The following is a 19190-nucleotide window of genomic DNA, read 5'->3' on the forward strand; positions in this document are numbered from 1 at the left end:
TTTTCCTAAATATCATCTCTAAGTTCCGGTATTCTCGGCATTCCTTTTTGTTCTATATAAAAAACTTCTATCTGATGAGCATGGATATACCATAATCTATTTTCAAGTTCTCCGATCGTTGTCACTTTTACATCAACTACAACAGCATCACCAACTACTTCCACAATTCTTCCAATAAAGACAAAAGGAAAAGATGGAGTCATGATTAAAACATTTTTCCCGATTCCAGCCACAAATTCATTTATAAGTGCTTCATCATGTATATCATTTACGGATGGTAAACTAATCTCAGTTAATCGAATGTCTTGTTCCATGGTTAAGAAGCCTCCTTACATTTTCTTGATGAGTTCAAGCTGATCACGTAAGTGGAATCCTGTCATTACAATCAAAGTCAGGCGAAAAATGGGATATTTTTTCTAGCGGGATGCTTAATGGAGTAGGAAATTGATAAAATGGAGCATTAATCATTTTTATGTTTACTGGGAATAATGTAACATCACCTTGTGTCACTCTTATGATCGTTCCGCAAAAAATCGGACGAAATGTTTGGCCAAATAAATTTAACTGATCTGAATTGGTCACGACTAAAATACTTTTACCTATCATTCCATTCAATTCATCAAACAATTGATCTTCAACATTGGCTATATTTATCCGTATCATACCGTCAAAAAATCGTTCATCGTCCATTACCCGTTTTTCATCTACCTTCTTTTCATTGTCTTTTTTTTCGTTTGACATATAGCCTCCTCCTTTACTCATAGAAAAATATTTATCCAAGAGAGCTATCCTTTGTAAATCTTTTAAATAAATACGAAAACATTGTCATGATCCGAATTGTTTCTACGTATTTCAAATCAATTAAATTAATATGACTACTCTCTCCAAAAAATGAAAGGGCTAGTTTGTTATCTTTACAGCTTAGTATTTTACCAATCTTTTTTTCATCTCCTCTCAAGTGAGCAACCACCCACGTTTCCTTCCAAGCTTCCAAGTTAGTCTGAAGTGATTCCTCAAAAAACTGCTGCATTAAAAGATTTCGCTTCGAAACGGTTTCACCAAATTGCAGAATCAGTTTATTACGCAAATTATTGTCATAAAGAAAATGTTGATGTGTGTTAGAATAGTTCGGTATGCCAAATGGAATATTAGCACTTTCAATAATTGAATAAGGGATCCACATTCGTTCTTTGAGATTGGTAATCATCACAAAATCCCGGCCAACGGTACTAACTTTCCCGACTTTGTGTATGGATTCACTTCCGCATTTTGCATAAATCTCAATTTGCTGATTCCGTTTTGCTTTAAAAAATTTTCTCAGCTTTAAATATTTTCCTCTTTTTTCATTATGCTTGGAAATATTAAACATATTTGCACGGTCGATATATTCCATTAACAACCGTGTTTCCTCAGTTGTTGTTGATGTAGTCGGTGATGTTAATCCTTTTCCCCTCTTTATATTGAACTCATTAATAATATCCTCTTTTTTCTCTTCATTTTTCACCCTTTCGAGCAGCTCTTTTCTGTATTCATGTAAGTGAAGCCTTTTTCCCTTTTCATCACCCTTTTTCTGTTCCACAAAATGATGCTCCTTTCCATTGGATTAGACTTTTAAAGAATAAAAGACAAAAAAAATTGTAACTCCAGCAAGAAAAGTGCCGAATACACCAAAAAGCATCATGTTTTGATTTATATTCGTAAGATAGGCAGCCGGTAAGCTGCATATACTTGGATCCTTAATGACTAATCCAAGCATATTTCCCATTAAGCCTCCTACAATTCCATTAAAGAAACCTGCTAAAAGTGATTGGAATTTTACTAAAGAGCCAAACAGCACTCCAATAAGTCCGCAGACAATAACAGATATAATCATAACTATGGAAAAATTCTCCGGAAATAAAAACTGTACAATCATTGATAAATTCAAGCTCAGAATGCCACTGCAGCTCATTGCCATAATCATTCCAAACCGATCATCATATAATTTCCTTTTCTTATAAAAAATCTTATAAATCATGAAACCTATAAAACTATTAAGGCATAGTAAACTTATAAGAAACATGGTCAATTCGCATCCATCCTCCTATCTATGTATGCTTGGCTGACAGAACCAACAAGAACAGAGAAAGAAGAAAGATCCCCTCCAGGAAAGTTAAAAAAATATAACTATTTTTTGCTGCTGCCCCAATCATTGGTGCCATTATACCCATCATTAACCCATTGCCATAACCAGTTAACATTGTTTGATAATCGAACAATGAGCCAAATAGACCTCCAGCCGCCACACCAATTAAGGTTGTGATTATGGTTACGACTACGAAGTTAAGCGGAAACTGATATATCAAAATCACCCCGGTTACAATGGCAATAAAACCGCCGGCCATATTTGAAATATTCATGCCCAACTGATATCCAATCAGCCTACGAATCCGAAACAGGTACAAATACGTGCAGACAAGTATCAACACATTTCCATAGAGAAGATACCCCAGATATCCAGCCAGCATTCTTAACCACCTCTTGAATGTCCTATGATTCATTTTTATTAGACAAATGCTTGTCATTATTCTATTTATTATTTTTTGTCATCCTAACCGCCCAGACAAAAAGGGTAGTTCACCCATAAACTAGGTATATATTTAGGAAAGGAGTGTGCCTAAAATAAGTTTCTTTAGAGAGAAGAATAATGTCGACGGTTTCAATGAGTTTAGGTGTCCTGAATGTATTTCAGGGGAACATGATGGGGATTTTTTTTGTTCAGCATTAAGATGTCCTGAACAAATTCCTCAGCCGAAATTCCCATCTGCTAATAGCTCGTTTCCACCGGAAGAGCTAGCTGAAATTACCGAATGTATTGAGGAAGCAAATGAAATTCTACTTACATTAGGTGTTGAGAGGGATTCGGAAAACCTGAGGGCCATGCAGGAAAGCTTAAGAAAATTGAGAAACCACCGCTTCCTAGTAACGATAAACTGTGGTGAAGATCAAGAAACACAAACCATCAAAGGACATCTGGCAGACGCGGGATTAGATTTTATTATTATCCAAACAGATGTGGGGAATATTGTTATGATTCCTTTTGAACGAATAGTACAGATGAAACGACTGCTCAAGGAGAAAGTACAAAATCGAAGGGAGCAAGAGCTGCTTAACATAGACGCATGCCTGCGAAGAGCTCTTACTTTCAATTTTGGTAAGGTTGTGCCGAAAAGTCCGTTTTTACTCAATTTATTTTTCGGGCTTAAATTGAAGCTTTTTCTTGAAAGCTACGTTGACAGTTTTATCTATGTAAAATCCGAAAATCATAAAATGGAAAAAGACGGTAAACTGATAAATGTTAATAAAAGAAGAATAGTAATGGAGATTGATCACGAAAAACAAGGTATTGATTTTGATGAGTTATGTTATATTGAGATTGAAAGAGGACTCCTTGCTAGAGAATATTTAATTTGTAATCAAAATCCTATTGTACAATAAATCTTTACATTGATATCATGAGCAGAAGCCTTCGGAAAGGTCCGAAGGCTTTTGACGTTAACCAATTTGTATCTCAACTTTACATCCTTTATGCTGTAACAACTTAAATTTTAAGTCATCATTCAATCCAGCTAGCCGCAATTCAAATCGCTCATCGCAAAACGGAATGGCATGGTCACAAAAACATGTGAATTTTTGATGACAACAGCGGTTATTTCGCATATGGTAAAAGTGTTCGGAGTAATCATATCTTCGGTCATGTTCGTCATGACAATGAGGACAGTGGTCGTGCCTTTCTCGGTGCTCGTGATGGCAATGAGGACAACGGTCGTGTTTTTCCCGGTGCTCGTGATGGCATTGAGGACAATGGTCGTGTCTTAACTCATCAAATTTCTTACGTTTATTAGTATGTTTCACGCCCCTGTGATTTTTGCTATAACATTGACAAGGGGTTTTATTACAGCCTTTACAACTATGATGAAATTCCTTATCCTTTTTCCTTTTTTTCTCTCGACGATCATTAAAATCTGATAAGCGCCCAATTTGTACACAATGACAATTTCCATGGTGCTTACATTGTAATACTCTTTCTGAAGCCCATTGGCCAGGCCATTTTATATGTGTAATCCTATCTGTTAAAACACTTATTATAAGATGATCATCCTGTAATATTTCAACGAAATCAATTCCAACATCAACTATTTTCCCTTTGATAGTTAAAGGATCCTCTTTAATATATTTAAACCTCATGGTATCTGGACCAGCTTTATTCTGTTCTCTATTTGTTAATAAGTTATTGATATCTTTCCTTAAATACATTTTCTCCCCTCCTATAACATGGACTAATTTAACATATGACTAAAGTATTTAGAGTGTTCAATAATGGGGTGAAAGCCTATTTGAAGTGTTTGGAACTTTAATACTTAACTAAATTAGCCTAGTAGAATATTAATAAATAAGGAGCTCAGTAAGAAGGAGTGAGTGCTTTTGAAGAAAGAACAGAAAGACCAGGAATCAAATTCCGTATCATTTTCTAAAACGGAGGATAAGGAAACTAGAATTCTAAGATTAAAACAACAAATTGCAGCCAGTGTTTGGATCCAGGCCCTTGCACTAATATCTGAAGCAGTGAATGTAACGAAATTATTTTATTTAGAGGATGAAGAACCTGGATCGCTTGAAATACTGAATGGAGTTTGGATTCAAGCCATTGGGCAATTAATAGAAGCAATCGGTGTGTCTCACCAAATTTTATCCGAAGACACTCCATCACTATTAATTGGTCAAAGAACTGCCATCACAGGAGACTGGCTCCAATCAATTGGTGCTGCTATCGAAGCAGTGGGAGGAGAAAAGACGCATCAAGATGCCATTCGTCAACAGGAAGATGGTTTTGTTCCGTAATGCTAAGAGTAATAACTCTCTATCATAAATTGCTTTCTATTTATACACTCGTCAAACTTAAAAACTCCCATAACCGGTTAGGTATGGGAGTTTTATCTTTTTAAAATGTAAGTTCAAACGACAAACGGTCTCTCCTTATTACTCAATCGCATAACTTTTACTTTGTTTCTAGCTCTTCCCAAGTTTTCTCCCTTTTTTTATTCTTATTATTAAAACAGTGTCATTCAGTTTTAAATTAGATACCTGCTGATAAAATTTTCATTGAAAAATACGAACATTTGTTCTAAAATAAAAATATCTAATCAATGCATTTATAAAAAGTATTCGGGAGAGGAAATTATTATGAAAAACTGGGAAGCTGCCTATTTAGCTGGAATAATTGATGGAGAAGGAACAGTTACTTTGACCAGAATGCATGAAAACGAATACCGACGGCCATGTATTACGATAGCTTCAACCGATAAAGAACTTTTAGACTATATTCAAACACTAACAGGTGGCACAATTACAAAAAAGAAAAACTATAAACCAGATATACATAAAAATTCCTACTCACTAATGATCAAAAAAAAAGATACAGTTTTTTATCTGTTAAGAAAAATTTCTAACTTTTTACGAATTGAGAAAAAGAAACAGCGAGCCTTATTGATACTTGAGAATTATGAAAAAGTAACCCCGAGAAATGGAAAATACAGTCATGACTTATTGCAGAAAAAATTGGCCTTCGAAGAACAATTTTTTCAAATATAAAATAAACAAATAAAAAACCACCAAATATGTATTTGGTGGAGACGGTGGGACGTGATCTTCCATGCTTTCGTCATGGCACTGACTATATCTTGAACCTGTTTTTTTACAGGTCCTTCGGCGTGTTATGCAAAATGTAAATTTACTTGATTCTCAAGTATATTTTGCATCCTAGTACTACCATCATGATGGCAGCCTATAAGTCGATACACGGCTGTTGGATTACTCCACATACCGCTCGGTATTGCCTTATCACATTTAAGTGACTTAGGTTTCACCGATAAAGCCGAATTTTCACTTATGTGTTACCACACAAGGCGACTATTTACTAATCGAACCCACGTCCAGAAATATCGCCACTTAAGCTTCTACGAGTGTAGTCGACATATTCTTGTTTCGCTAGTCCTTTTGCCTGCCGACAGGCGGCCGGCTAGCTAGTCTGGTTGTTCTCTTCCTTCTTCCTCAGACGGTGGAATCCGGCGTAGCCCACTAAGAGTGAGTCCGCTACCCTACCACATGGGCGATGGAGGGGCGAACCGCTAAAGTGCTATTAGGCAGCTAAAGCGAAGTTGTTTTGTTGTTTGCCAGTTATAGGCTTTGACGTTTTAACGAGGCCGATCCCCTCGACTCGCAACCTAAGCTCGAACTACCCCTGTCGAATCCGTAGCGTCCCCATGTTAAAATGTACGCTGTGGTATTTCACACAATCGTCCATGGTATGAAACGGAATGCTCGAAATAGATGAGCTATAAGTTATGTGTGTTAGTCGTGCTGACAAATATTATTATAACATATTACAACATCAAATCAATTGTAAACTTTTGTAAATCCACTACATTTTCTGACGATCACGAAATGCGCGTTCAATATCGCGTTTTGCTTCTTTTTGTTTCAATGCTTCCCGCTTGTCATAATTCTTTTTACCCTTTGCAAGTCCAAGCAAAACCTTTGCATAGCCATTTTTTAAATATAATTTTAATGGCACAAGAGAATAACCTGTTACTTTCGTTTCCCCGGTCAGCTTATCAATTTCTTTTTTATGAAGCAAAAGCTTTCGTGTCCGTTCTGGATCATGATTATAGCGATTTCCTTGTTCATATGGACTGATATGCATCCCGACAAGAAACACTTCGCCGCCTTTAATCTGTGCATATGAATCCTTTAGATTGACGCGGCCCGCACGTATTGCTTTGATTTCCGTTCCTTGCAGAACAATCCCGGATTCATACGTATCTTCAACAAAATAATCATGATATGCTTTTTTATTTTGGGCAATAACCTTACCAGCGCCTTTTGGCATATACTTTCCCCCTTACATCCTGAACCTTATTGTAGCAAATTTTACCGCGAGCTACAAATTGTAAGAAGGGGCCTCTTAACCACTTCGGAAAAGGAGAGCCAAAGCCGATTTGACTCTCCTTCGAACACCTTAGCGTTTCTTCTTTTTCCGCTTCGCTTTAGGTGCATTCTCGAAATGCTTTTTCTTTTTCTTTGGACTTCCTCCAGAGCCTTTACCGCCGTCTTTTCCTCCGCCCTTAGCAGGTTGACCTGACTTTCCTTTGCGAGGTTTTTTCTCGGTGCTACCCGTTTTAAAAATCTTCGCTGGACCTTCTGTATTACGCGGACGGCTGCCCTTCATTCCAACTACTTCAAAATCAATCGAGCGCTCATCTTTATTCACATTGACAACACGAACGGTGATCTCATCACCAATCCGGAATACTTTTGCCGTTCTTTCTCCTACCATCGCATAGTTACGCTCATCATAGCGATAATAATCATCTGTCATATAAGAGACGTGAACTAAACCTTCAATCGTATTCGGAAGCTCTACAAACATACCGAAGTTGGTAACAGAACTAATGATACCGTCGTATTCTTCACCAATTTTATCAGCCATATATTCGGCTTTCTTCAGTTCATCTGTTTCACGTTCCGCATCAACTGCTCTGCGTTCCATTTTTGAAGTATGGTCAGCAATCTCAGGCAGTCTAGCGTTCCATTTTTCCCTCGTACTTTCATCTAATTTTCCTTCGATTAAATACGTACGGATTAAACGATGAACAATTAAGTCAGGATAACGGCGAATCGGTGACGTGAAATGCGTATAAAATTCAGCAGATAAACCGTAATGTCCTAGACTTTCTGGATCATATTTCGCTTTTTGCATCGATCTTAACATCACAGTGGAAACAACCATTTCCTCCGGCTTCCCTTGAACTTCCTCAATGATTTCCTGAAGTGCCCGCGGATGAACCGAATTCGCAGTTCCCCTTACAATGTAACCGAAATTTGTAATGAACTCGAAAAATCTTCTTAGCTTATCTTCTTTCGGATCTTCATGAACACGGTAGATGAATGGGACATCCAGCCAATGGAAATGCTCAGCAACCGTTTCATTTGCTGCCAGCATAAATTCCTCGATGAGACGTTCAGCAACAGACCGTTCTCTAATCACAACGTCTTGCGGCTTTCCTTCCTCATCAACAAGAACCTTAGCTTCTTTAAAATCAAAATCAATCGCACCGCGTGTCATCCGTTTTTTACGTAAAATAGCCGCCAACTCTTCCATGAGCTGGAACATCGGCACTAACGGTTCGTAACGTTTGATCAATTCCTCATCTTGTTCTGTAAGAATCTTATTCACATCATGATACGTCATTCTTTCCGTTGTTTTGATCACACTTTGGAAAATTTCATGGTTAACCACTTGACCTTCCGGCGAAATTTCCATTTCACAGGATAACGTTAAGCGATTCACCTTCGGATTTAAAGAACAAATTCCATTTGATAAACGGTGCGGAATCATCGGAATAACACGGTCCACTAAGTAGACACTCGTTCCGCGGTCAGCCGCTTCCCGGTCGATCGGCGTTTCTTCTCTTACATAATAGGAAACATCCGCAATGTGAACACCTAATTTATAGTTTCCATTATCAAGCTTCGTGACCGTTACCGCATCATCCAAGTCCTTGGCATCTGCACCATCAATCGTCACAATTGTTTGGTCTCTTAAATCACGGCGATTTTCGATTTCACTTTCATCGATCTCATCAGGTGTTTCATTTGCTTGCTGAATGACATCATCAGGAAACGGGCCTGGCAATCCATGCTTATGAATGACCGAAAGAATATCAACACCCGGATCATTTTTATGTCCTAGTATTTCAATAACTTCTCCTTCGGCACTTTTACGCCCTTCAGGATAAGTGGTTAATTTTACGACAACCTTATGTCCTTCTACTGCTCCAGCAGAAGCTGCCTTTGGAATAAAGATGTCACTCGTAAACTTTTTATCATCAGGGATGACAAAGCCGAAGTGTTTGCTTTCTGTGTAGGTTCCAACGATTTGCTGGATTCCCCGCTCAATAATGCGGACAACCGTTCCTTCCCGTCTTTGTCCCGAAGTTTCTGTTGATACACGAGCTAACACCGTGTCTCCATGCATCGCATTATTCGTTTCATTTGGCGGGATAAAAATATCATCCATTCCCGGTTCGTCCGGAATGACAAACGCAAATCCTTTAGAATGCCCTGTCAGCTTCCCGCGAATTAAGTTCATTTTTTCCGGAAGTCCATAGCGGTTGCTTCTCGTCCTGACGACGTACCCCTTTTCTTCCATAATCACTAATGCTTTTACAAAATCCTTAAAGTCCGCGGAGTCTTCTATGCCAAATGCTTTCTCTAGCTCCTGTACGGTTAATGGTTTGTATGCTTCATCTTCCATATAATGCAGGAGCTTATCAATATGCTGTTGAATATTTTCTTCCAACATAACCCCTCCTTTTACTAATTTTTTATCTTATTGTTCCCAATCAAGTTTTTCTAAAAACTGATAAACATCCTCATGCAGCTGATCTTTTTCTTGATCGAAGGTAATGACATGGCCTGATTCTTCATACCATTTCAGTTCCTTTACCTCTGATTCAATTTCGTTGTAAATAATATTGGCACTGTCCGGATTGATCATTTTATCGTGTCTGCCTTGAACCACAAAGGTTGGAGCATATACATGATCGACATGATCTCTGACATCAGCTATCAAATCTTGAAGTGATTTCAATGTGTTCATTGGAGTTTTTTGAAACTCGTCCATTTCTTGTTCTATTTGCTCTGGATCTTTTCCTTCGCGCTTTTTATATTCACGGGCAAATTCGAGAACTCCTTGATACATAACTTCTTCACTCTTTATGTACATGGGGGCACACATCGGTACAATTCCCTTTATAGGTACAGTGTAACCCAATTTTAAAGAAAATACGCCACCTAGCGAAAGACCCACGGCTGCTATTTCGGTATAGCCTTTATTTTTTAAAAAATTATAGCCTTCCATCACGTCCTTCCACCAATCTTCTGGTCCTGTCTGAACCAGCTCTTCTGGCGGCGCACCATGTCCTTTATATTGAATTCCATGACAGGTGTAGCCTTTCTTTTCTAAAAAGCGTGCCAGCATACGGCAATCTGCACTATTCCCTGTAAAACCATGCAGAAATAGCACAGCTCTCTTTCCCCTTTCAAATGTAAATGGCTTTGGTAAGGTAATTTTCATTATGTATAAACTCCTTTTTCTAGTTGCTGTATTTAGTTTAAACAATGTCCCTTCTATCAATCCACTAATACGATTCTCGAAAGACGAAAAAAACCTGACCCTCAAAGGCCAGGTTTGTATGTTCTATAAGAAGTAAGCAACGATAATCGTTAAGATGAAGAATAGAACGGATAAGACAATCGTAAGACGGTGGAGAACAAGGTCAAGTCCACGTGCCTTTTGCTTGCCGAATAGTTGTTCCGCTCCCCCAGAGATGGCACCGGTAAGACCTGCGCTTTTTCCTGATTGAAGTAATACGACAACAATTAACGCGATTGAAACAATCACTAGTAACGTTACAAATAATGCATACATAAAGTCCACCTCCATAAACGAACATTCACAGTAAGATTAATTTTATCATAGTTGATATTGTATCACAACAATTATATGTAGAGGAATTTGGCGGAGCATGTCGAAATATAGTTTCGAAAGGAGTGATTGCGGTGATTTTAAAAGAGCTTACCAAACCAATTCATATTCATAAACTGGAAGCACTGGTAACGCGGATTTTGGCAGAACACCCTAAGCTGCCCGACATCAGGCAAAGGCTCGTTAAACAATTATCTGGATTTAAAGGTGAAAAAGCTGCTGCCTATTATATGGACCACCTCTCAAAAGAAGGCTATGTCGTACTTCACAACCTCCGCCTCCCCAGTGGAAAATACCATTTTCAGATTGATTACTTATTATTAACGCACTGCTTTGCGATGATCCTTGAGTGCAAAAATTATTATGGCACCGTTTATTTTGATGAAAACTTCCAGCAGCTTACTCGCAATGCCAATGAACAAGATGAAGGCTTCCCAGATCCCCTCGCCCAAGCCAGATGGCACCAGCGTCAATTACAGGACTGGCTTCGACTTCACCATTTTCCCTCATATCCAATTGAATACCTCGTCGTATTCGCCAGTCCATCTACCATTCTTAAAGCAAACCCTAGGAATCGAGAGGTTCTAAAACGCGTCGTGCACAGCCAATTAATTGTCGAAAGAGTTGAAGAGTTAGGTTCCAAATACCATAGTGAATGTTTTGATGAAAAAAACTTACGTAAATTAGGGAAATCTTTGTTGAAAAGTGATGTTCCGGAGGATGGGGATATCCTTGATCGGTTTGGACTGGTTCCCTCTGATATTAGGACAGGGGTTCAATGTTTAGATTGTGGCTTTTTCGGGATGGAACGTGGCTATGGTACATGGATTTGCCCAAAATGCGGCGGGAAAAGTAAAGATGCGCATGTTAAGGCGGTGGGGGATTATTTTCTTTTGATCGATAAAACGATAACCAATCAAGAATTTAGAAGCTTTCTGCATTTATCCGATCCTGACACAGCAACCAATCTTCTAAGAACGATGAATTTACCCCATTCTGGTACAAAAAAAGGACGAATTTATCATCGACCGACGATATATCCGTAAGAAAATCGATATATCCGTAACTTTTTGCATTTATCCGTAAGTATTCGGTTATATCCGTAACTTTTGCATTTTATCCGTAAGAATACACATTATTTCCGTAACTCAACAAAAAAAGGCGCCAACGCATTCCGCGAAGGCACCCTCCAAAACTAACTTACTTATCTAAATTATAAAAGCTTTTCAAGCCATCGTATCTTGCTTGGTCGCCAAGTTCGTCTTCGATGCGAAGAAGTTGGTTGTACTTCGCGATACGGTCTGTACGAGACATTGAGCCAGTCTTGATTTGACCAGCGTTTGTTGCAACCGCAATGTCAGCGATTGTCGCATCTTCTGTTTCACCAGAGCGGTGAGAAACAACAGCTGTGTATCCAGCGCGCTTCGCCATTTCGATCGCATCAAACGTTTCTGTTAAAGTACCGATTTGGTTCACTTTGATTAGGATGGAGTTGCCCACGCCCTGCTCAATTCCTTGAGAAAGCTTCTTCGTGTTCGTTACGAATAAATCGTCTCCAACAAGTTGAACTTTTTTACCAAGACGGTCTGTAAGAAGCTTGTGACCTTCCCAGTCGTTTTCGTCAAGACCATCTTCAATTGAGATGATCGGGAATTCATTAACAAGCTGCTCGTAGAATGTAACCATATCTTCTGAAGATAAGCCAGTACGGCCTTCGCCAGCAAGATCATATTTGCTCGTTTCTTTGTTATAGAATTCAGAAGAAGCAACGTCCATTGCAAGATAGATGTCTTTACCTGGCTCATAACCTGCAGCACGGATCGCTTCCATAATTACTTCAAGAGCTTCACGGTTAGAACCAAGGTTTGGCGCAAATCCACCTTCATCCCCTACTGCTGTGTTTAACCCTTTACCAGCAAGAACTTTCTTCAAGTTATGGAATACTTCAGCACCCATGCGAATTGCTTCTTTAAAAGAAGGAGCTCCAACAGGCATGATCATGAACTCTTGGAAGTCCACGTTGTTGTCTGCGTGTGAACCGCCGTTGATGATGTTCATCATTGGAGTTGGCAGCTGCTTCGCATTGAATCCGCCAAGGTAGCGGTATAATGGAAGACCAACAAAGTCTGCTGCAGCATGTGCACAAGCCATTGACACACCAAGAATGGCGTTTGCACCTAATTTGCTTTTGTTTTCAGTTCCGTCTAATTCGATCATTAAGCGGTCAATTCCCACTTGATCTGTTACATCTAAGCCGATTAGCTCTTCAGCGATGATGTTGTTTACATTTTCAACTGCTTTTAAAACGCCTTTTCCAAGGTAACGATCTTTGTCACCGTCACGAAGTTCGACAGCTTCATGTTCGCCAGTTGAAGCTCCAGATGGAACTAAAGCACGGCCAAAGTAACCAGACTCTGTTAACACTTCAACCTCAACTGTAGGATTACCGCGGGAATCAAGTACTTCACGAGCATAGACATATTGAATATAAGGCATAATTTATTCTCTCCTTCAAAATATGATTATTTTATTAGGCTTTGTAATGAATATTGTAGTTGTACCACTCCACGATGCCCCCTTCCACGTGCTGTTATTTTTTTAAAATAAAGGCACGTTACAGGGACCATCGTTCCGTTATATTACGAACGATAAATTTTGTTAATTATCAGAGCTTTTTATCAAACTAGTACCAGTCATTTCAGCAGGTTTATTTACATTTAGTAAATCGAGCATGGTTGGAGCAAGGTCCCCGAGGATCCCGCCATCGCGAAGCTCCAGTCCTTCTTTTGTCACAATAACAGGCACTGGGTTTGTTGTGTGTGCTGTCATTGGATTGCCTTCAATGGTAATGACTTCATCTGCGTTGCCGTGGTCTGCAGTAATAATCGCGGCGCCGCCCTTTGAAACAATCAAATCAACAATTCGGCCTAGACATTCATCCACTGTTTCCACTGCTTTAATGGTAGGCTCAAGCATCCCTGAATGTCCAACCATATCAGGATTAGCAAAGTTTAAAATAATTGCATCAAAATTATCATTTTCAATTTCCTTCACAAGCGCATCTGTTACTTCATAAGCACTCATTTCAGGCTGTAAATCATATGTAGCAACCTTTGGAGAATTAATGAGTATTCTCTTCTCTCCCGGAAACTCCGCTTCACGCCCACCGCTCATGAAGAAGGTGACATGAGGATATTTCTCTGTTTCCGCAATTCGCAGCTGAGTCAAACCATTCTGAGACAGCACTTCCCCGATCGTGTTATCTAAGTTTGATGGTTTAAAAGCAACGTAACCATCTACAGACTCACTGAAATGCGTTAAACAGACGAAATGTAGTTTATTAGGATGTCCTGGTCCACGATCAAATGAACGGAAATCCTCATTCGTAAATGTGTTCGAAATTTGAATCGCCCGGTCTGGACGGAAGTTATAGAAAATGACAGCGTCATTGTCCTGAATCGTAGCGACAGGCTCGCCATTTTCTTTTTTAATAACAGACGGAAGGACGAACTCATCGTAGATGCCGTTATTATATGAGTCATCAATCACATCTAACGGATTTGTATATGACGGACCCTCACCATAAACCATGGCACGGTACGACTTTTCGACACGTTCCCAGCGCTTGTCTCGGTCCATAGAGTAATAACGACCGGAAATCGTCGCAAATTCCCCGATGCCATACTCCTTCATTTTGTCCATTGTTTCTTTTATATATGAGCCTGCCGTTTGCGGGCCCACATCACGACCATCTAAAAATCCATGAACATAGACATTCTTGACACCGGATTCAGCCGCTAGACGAAGCAGCGCATATAAATGCTGGACATGGCTATGCACACCTCCATCAGACAAAAGACCAAAAAGGTGAAGATTTGTGCCATTCTTTTTCACATGTTCCATCGCATCAATAAAGGTTTCATTTTTTTCAAAATGTCCTTCGCGAATTGCAATATTTACTCTTGTTAAGCTTTGGTATACGATTCGCCCAGCACCGATGTTCAAGTGACCCACTTCTGAATTCCCCATTTGTCCTTCAGGCAAGCCAACTGCTTCACCGGATGCTGTCAACGTTGAATGGGGATATTTTCCCCAATAACGATCAAAATTTGGTTTATTCGCTTGCGCAACCGCGTTCCCTTTTTTCTCATCTCTAAAAGCAAAGCCATCTAAAATAATTAATGCAACTGGACTTTTACCCATTCTGTCCTGCCTCCAATAATTTCACAAAACTTGCAGGTTCCAAACTTGCACCGCCCACAAGCGCACCGTCAATATCTGGCTGTCCCATATACTCTTTAATATTTTCAGGCTTGACACTGCCTCCATACTGAATGCGGACTGCACTAGCAACCTCTTCAGAAAATTGTTCTGCAATCACTTGACGGATATGAGCACAAACCTCATTAGCATCTAGGGCTGAAGATGATTTTCCCGTTCCAATTGCCCAAATCGGTTCATACGCAATCACCGTTTGCTTCACTTGCTCATCTGTCAGCGCCGTTAACGCCTTGCGTACCTGTTCACCAACAAGCTCATTTGTCTTCCCGCTCTCGCGCTCCTCTAACGTTTCCCCACAGCAAACGATCGGGATAAGACCATGTTTAAATGCCGCCATCGTCTTTTTATTCACCGCGTCATCTGTTTCATTAAACATCTCACGGCGTTCAGAATGACCAAGGATCACATATTTTACACCTAAATCCGCCAGTGCCACCGGGCTGATTTCACCTGTAAAAGCACCGCTTTCTTCAAAGTGCATGTTCTGGGCACCAATTTCAATATCATATTCTTTTGCAATCTCCACTAATGATTCTAAAAATAAAGCAGGAGCACAAACAACCGATTCAATTTTATCAGCTGAAGGAACGAGTCCCTTCACCTCGCTTAAAAAGCTTTTTGCTTCCGATAGAGTTTTGTGCATTTTCCAGTTTCCTGCAATGATTGGTTTACGCAAAAGTATCAGTCCTTTCATGAATGCATTTTCTAAGACGTAAAGTACTTATTTATCGTTAAGCGCGACTACCCCTGGAAGTGCTTTTCCTTCCATAAATTCAAGTGATGCACCGCCGCCTGTTGAGATATGGCTCATGCGATCTGCCAAGTGGAACTTTTCAACCGCTGCTGCTGAATCACCGCCGCCGATCACTGAATATGTATCATTTGCCTCCGCAAGGGCCTCTGCCACAGATCTTGTCCCGCCAGAGAACTTAGTCATTTCAAACACGCCCATTGGTCCATTCCAAATGACTAGTTTTGAACCTTGAATGACTTGGCTGTAGTGTTCAGCTGTCTTCGGCCCAATATCAAGCGCCTCCCAATCTGCTGGAATTTCCTCGATTGGAACAATTTTTGTATTGGCATTTTCTGAAAAATCATCAGCCACAATGGCATCGACAGGCATGTGGAATTGTACGCCTTTTTCTTTTGCTTTTTCCATAAAACTGCGTGCCAAATCAATTTTATCTTCTTCTAACAATGACTTACCGACCTCATGGCCTTGCGCTTTTACAAACGTATAAGCAAGCCCGCCGCCAATGATTAAGTGATCGACTTTTTCAAGAAGATTTTCAATGACACCGATTTTATCTTTTACCTTTGCTCCGCCAATGATCGCTGTAAATGGTCTTTCTGGATTAGAAAGTGCTTTTCCAAGAACATCTAGCTCTTTCTCCATTAAAAGGCCGGAAACTGCTGGAAGATGGTGAGCAATCCCTTCTGTGGAAGCATGGGCACGGTGTGCAGCTCCGAAGGCATCATTCACATACACATCCGCTAGCTCTGCGAAAGCTTTTGCAAGTTCTGGATCATTCTTCTCTTCTCCAGGATAAAAACGAACGTTTTCTAAAAGAAGGACATCTCCCTCATTTAACTTCTCGACTTCTGCTTTAACAGAATCTCCGTACGCTTCATCTACTTTTTTCACATCTTTTCCTAACAGCTCTGATAAGCGTTTCGCAACAGGAGTTAACCGCATCTCTTCCACTACTTGGCCTTTTGGGCGTCCTAAATGGCTTGCAAGAAGAACCTTTGCTCCTTGTTCCATTAAATACTTAATGGTTGGCAAAGCTGCACGAATGCGTGTTTCGTCCGTAACTTGTCCATCTTTCATTGGGACATTAAAATCAACACGGCAGAATACACGTTTTCCTTTCAAATCAACATCTTTGACACTCTGTTTGTTCATTACAAGAACCTCCTAAGGTAAGGGATGATCAAGCATGCTTACCACTTTCATGTAGTGCTAGTTCCTCTATGTGTAAAGCAAAAGAAAAAGGAGTGGGGAATCTTCCCCGCTCCCCTTTTAAGCTTTAAGCCTGCTGTCATTTTAGCAATACGCCTAAAGTGGCAATATTATACAAGAAATGAAAGTTTTTCACTTTATCATTATAGACGTTCTCGACATTTATCGCCACATTGAAGTAAATATTTCTTATAGACCTTTTCCAGCAATATAGTCGATTAAATCAACGACACGGTGAGAATAGCCTGATTCGTTGTCATACCAAGAAATAATCTTCGCCATATTTCCTTCCATCACCATTGTTGATAGAGAATCAATTGTAGAAGAATTCGGGTTGCCATTGTAGTCTCCAGATACAAGCGGCTCTTCGCTGTATCCAAGAATTCCTTTTAGGTCGCCTTCTGCAGCTGTTTTTAAAGCAGCGTTAATATCTTCAGCTGTTACGTCTTTATCTAACTCCACAACTAAGTCAACTAATGAAACGTTTGGAGTTGGAACACGTACAGCACCACCATTTAATTTCCCTTTAAGTTCTGGAAGAACCAATGCTACTGCCTTTGCAGCCCCAGTAGTTGTTGGGATCATGTTCTCTGCAGCAGCACGTGCACGGCGGTAGTCTTTATGTGGTAAATCTAAAATTTGCTGGTCATTTGTATAAGAATGGATCGTTGTCATCATACCGCGTTTAATACCAAACTTGTCGTTAAGAACCTTTGCAAATGGCGCTAAGCAGTTTGTTGTACAAGAAGCATTTGAAATGACGTTATGGTTTGCTGGATCATATTGATCATGGTTAACACCCATAACAATCGTAATATCTTCATTAGACGCAGGAGCTGAAATGACTACTTTTTTCGCACCAGCTTCTAAATGTTTCGCTGCATCCTCGCGCTTTGTAAAGCGTCCAGTTGATTCAACCACCACTTCAACACCAAGGTCGCCCCAGCCGATTTGAGCCGGATCACGTTCCGCTTTTACCTGTACTTTTTTACCATTTACGATTAGGGAATCTCCATCAACAGCAACTTCTCCATCAAATCTGCCATGAACGGAATCATATTTTAAAAGGTGAGCAAGCATATTTGCATCTGTTAAATCATTGATCGCAACAATCTCCACATTTGGATTTTTCAATGCTGCACGAAATACGATACGTCCAATTCTTCCAAACCCATTAATTCCAACTTTTACTGCCATTATAATTTCCTCCTTCAAGGATGTATTTTTATAGTAAGGGAATTACCCAAGTAACAACTGTTTTGCTGCTCCTTCATCTGTAATGAAGATGGTCTTTTCCGGAGCCTGTTTCATATAAGATCGTATGGCTTTTGCTTTCGACGCCCCGCCTGCGACGGCGATGACACTGTCAGCACGTTCTAGGTCATCTAATTGAAGACCGATCGTATGAAGCTTATGAACGATTTCTCCATCTTCGTTAAAATAATACCCAAACGCTTCACCAACGGCTTTCTTCTCTTGGAGCTTATTCAGATCGCCAGAATTAGTTTTACGGCGTTCTGCCATTGTAATAGCATCTCCAATGCCGTGTAAAACCATGTTTGCTGATTTGATCAAGGTTAAAACTTCCTGTATGAGTGGTTCATCCATAATGGATTGATACATTCCGCTGCTGACTTCATCAGGTACATAAAGAACACGATGTTTGGAATGCGTCTTTTCTGCCATGATTGCACAAATGGTATTGGCCTGGTTTTGAACATCCTCACCAATGCCTCCTCTTGCTGGTACAAAAAGCAGGTCATCGCTTAATTCAGGAGTCAACATTTCTGCAACAGCAGCCATCGTTGATCCACCCGTAACAGCAATGATATTTTCCCCTTTGAGGCGGGCTTTCATACAATTTGCCGCAGCTCTTCCTAATTCTCTTTTTACCCAAGGAGATTCATCACTGTCTCCAGATACAACCATGACTTTCTCAACACCCAGCTCTTTGTGAAGCTGCTCTTCTAAGATGTTAATTCCGAGAAGATCTCTCATCATGCCTCGCAAACCATGAAGTACAGTTCGGCCCTCGGGGGTTATGCTCATTCCAGCATTGTTAACGATGATCAAGTTTTGATCCTTTAAGATCCCGACTTCACTTCGCAAGACGCGTTCTGTTATTCCCAAGCTTACTGATAAGCTGCGCCGGCCAACCGGCTCCATTAACCCTATGTATTGGAGGATGTCAAATCTTCTTTGCATGACCGGAAGCAAATCAGGTAATAATCTCTTTTGAATGTCAATCAATGAATTCATTCATGACATCTCCTTCAATCATTCATCTCATGGTCATTATATGTCCCTTATGGACGTATTGTGTCCCACTGATGCAAAAAAAAATCACCCCGAGCACAT

General features: G+C 39.9%; 20 protein-coding genes and 1 other RNA gene. 4 read left to right on the forward strand and 17 right to left on the reverse strand.

Annotated elements, in window-relative coordinates:
- Positions 1-5: 5 nt before the first annotated feature.
- The 5 genes from CZ487_RS23000 to CZ487_RS23020 are packed head-to-tail and all read right to left on the reverse strand — an operon-like array spanning position 6 to position 2507.
- Positions 6-314 carry a hypothetical protein gene (locus CZ487_RS23000; RefSeq protein WP_077214715.1) on the reverse strand — a complete coding sequence of 103 codons (309 nt, stop codon included), beginning with the start codon at positions 312-314 and terminating at the stop codon, positions 6-8.
- A gap of 43 nt (positions 315-357) precedes the next feature.
- Complete coding sequence (locus tag CZ487_RS23005; protein ID WP_084783357.1) at positions 358-741, reverse strand: hypothetical protein; 384 nt, start codon at positions 739-741, stop codon at positions 358-360.
- 31 nt (positions 742-772) lie between these two features.
- Positions 773-1579, reverse strand: a complete 807-nt coding sequence (locus CZ487_RS23010; RefSeq protein ID WP_077214716.1) for a hypothetical protein — start codon at positions 1577-1579, stop codon at positions 773-775.
- Between the two features lie 24 nt (positions 1580-1603).
- Positions 1604-2068 carry a hypothetical protein gene (locus CZ487_RS23015; RefSeq protein ID WP_077214717.1) on the reverse strand — a complete coding sequence of 155 codons (465 nt, stop codon included), beginning with the start codon at positions 2066-2068 and terminating at the stop codon, positions 1604-1606.
- A 19-nt stretch (positions 2069-2087) separates the two neighbouring features.
- Positions 2088-2507: a hypothetical protein gene (locus tag CZ487_RS23020; protein WP_139339603.1), complete on the reverse strand. Its 420-nt coding sequence runs from the start codon at positions 2505-2507 to the stop codon at positions 2088-2090.
- 145 nt (positions 2508-2652) lie between these two features.
- On the opposite strand from CZ487_RS23020, the gene CZ487_RS23025 reads away from it, so the two are divergent.
- Positions 2653-3477, forward strand: coding sequence for a hypothetical protein (locus CZ487_RS23025; protein WP_077214718.1), 825 nt, complete (start codon positions 2653-2655; stop codon positions 3475-3477).
- Positions 3478-3534: 57 nt separating this feature from the next.
- Here CZ487_RS23025 and CZ487_RS23030 read toward each other — a convergent pair whose 3' ends face one another.
- Entirely contained in the window at positions 3535-4296 is a 762-nt protein-coding gene (locus CZ487_RS23030; protein WP_077214719.1) for a hypothetical protein, read from the reverse strand.
- Between the two features lie 168 nt (positions 4297-4464).
- Here CZ487_RS23030 and CZ487_RS23035 point away from each other — a divergent pair, with 168 nt between their 5' ends.
- The gene (locus tag CZ487_RS23035; protein WP_077214720.1) at positions 4465-4881 is read left to right on the forward strand and encodes a hypothetical protein; all 417 of its coding nucleotides are present in this window, start codon (positions 4465-4467) and stop codon (positions 4879-4881) included.
- A gap of 342 nt (positions 4882-5223) precedes the next feature.
- Positions 5224-5631, forward strand: coding sequence for an LAGLIDADG family homing endonuclease (locus CZ487_RS23040; RefSeq protein WP_077214721.1), 408 nt, complete (start codon positions 5224-5226; stop codon positions 5629-5631).
- Between the two features lie 326 nt (positions 5632-5957).
- Here the strand turns inward: CZ487_RS23040 and ssrA are convergent.
- From ssrA to secG, 5 genes are all read right to left on the reverse strand, one after another.
- Positions 5958-6294, reverse strand: a transfer-messenger RNA (tmRNA) gene (ssrA, locus tag CZ487_RS23045).
- A gap of 166 nt (positions 6295-6460) precedes the next feature.
- A complete protein-coding gene (gene smpB, locus CZ487_RS23050) occupies positions 6461-6928 on the reverse strand; it encodes an SsrA-binding protein SmpB (RefSeq protein WP_077214722.1) in 468 nt (155 codons plus the stop codon).
- A 129-nt stretch (positions 6929-7057) separates the two neighbouring features.
- Positions 7058-9400: a ribonuclease R gene (gene rnr / locus CZ487_RS23055; protein ID WP_077214723.1), complete on the reverse strand. Its 2343-nt coding sequence runs from the start codon at positions 9398-9400 to the stop codon at positions 7058-7060.
- Between the two features lie 30 nt (positions 9401-9430).
- Positions 9431-10177 (reverse strand): alpha/beta hydrolase, encoded by a 747-nt coding sequence (locus CZ487_RS23060; protein WP_077214724.1) that lies wholly within the window; start codon positions 10175-10177, stop codon positions 9431-9433.
- Positions 10178-10300: 123 nt separating this feature from the next.
- Positions 10301-10531 (reverse strand): preprotein translocase subunit SecG, encoded by a 231-nt coding sequence (gene secG, locus CZ487_RS23065; protein ID WP_077214725.1) that lies wholly within the window; start codon positions 10529-10531, stop codon positions 10301-10303.
- Positions 10532-10662: 131 nt separating this feature from the next.
- Here secG and CZ487_RS23070 point away from each other — a divergent pair, with 131 nt between their 5' ends.
- Positions 10663-11634, forward strand: a complete 972-nt coding sequence (locus CZ487_RS23070) for a nuclease-related domain-containing protein (protein WP_077214726.1) — start codon at positions 10663-10665, stop codon at positions 11632-11634.
- 154 nt (positions 11635-11788) lie between these two features.
- Here the strand turns inward: CZ487_RS23070 and eno are convergent, their stop codons facing one another.
- The 6 genes from eno to CZ487_RS23100 all read right to left on the reverse strand — a co-directional run bounded on the left by eno (position 11789) and on the right by CZ487_RS23100 (position 19091).
- Entirely contained in the window at positions 11789-13084 is a 1296-nt protein-coding gene (gene eno / locus CZ487_RS23075; RefSeq protein ID WP_077214727.1) for a phosphopyruvate hydratase, read from the reverse strand.
- A 162-nt stretch (positions 13085-13246) separates the two neighbouring features.
- Positions 13247-14791 (reverse strand): 2,3-bisphosphoglycerate-independent phosphoglycerate mutase, encoded by a 1545-nt coding sequence (gpmI, locus tag CZ487_RS23080; protein WP_077214728.1) that lies wholly within the window; start codon positions 14789-14791, stop codon positions 13247-13249.
- Positions 14784-15545 carry a triose-phosphate isomerase gene (gene tpiA / locus CZ487_RS23085; RefSeq protein ID WP_077215437.1) on the reverse strand — a complete coding sequence of 254 codons (762 nt, stop codon included), beginning with the start codon at positions 15543-15545 and terminating at the stop codon, positions 14784-14786. Before tpiA ends, gpmI begins: the two co-directional genes overlap by 8 nt.
- A gap of 45 nt (positions 15546-15590) precedes the next feature.
- Entirely contained in the window at positions 15591-16775 is a 1185-nt protein-coding gene (locus CZ487_RS23090) for a phosphoglycerate kinase (protein WP_077214729.1), read from the reverse strand.
- A gap of 246 nt (positions 16776-17021) precedes the next feature.
- Entirely contained in the window at positions 17022-18029 is a 1008-nt protein-coding gene (gene gap, locus CZ487_RS23095; protein WP_077214730.1) for a type I glyceraldehyde-3-phosphate dehydrogenase, read from the reverse strand.
- A 42-nt stretch (positions 18030-18071) separates the two neighbouring features.
- Positions 18072-19091: a sugar-binding transcriptional regulator gene (locus CZ487_RS23100; RefSeq protein WP_077214731.1), complete on the reverse strand. Its 1020-nt coding sequence runs from the start codon at positions 19089-19091 to the stop codon at positions 18072-18074.
- Between the last annotated feature and the right edge of the window lie 99 nt (positions 19092-19190).

Origin of the sequence: Robertmurraya dakarensis (assembly GCF_900156875.1) — a bacterium.
GTDB lineage: Bacteria > Bacillota > Bacilli > Bacillales > Cytobacillaceae > Robertmurraya > Robertmurraya dakarensis.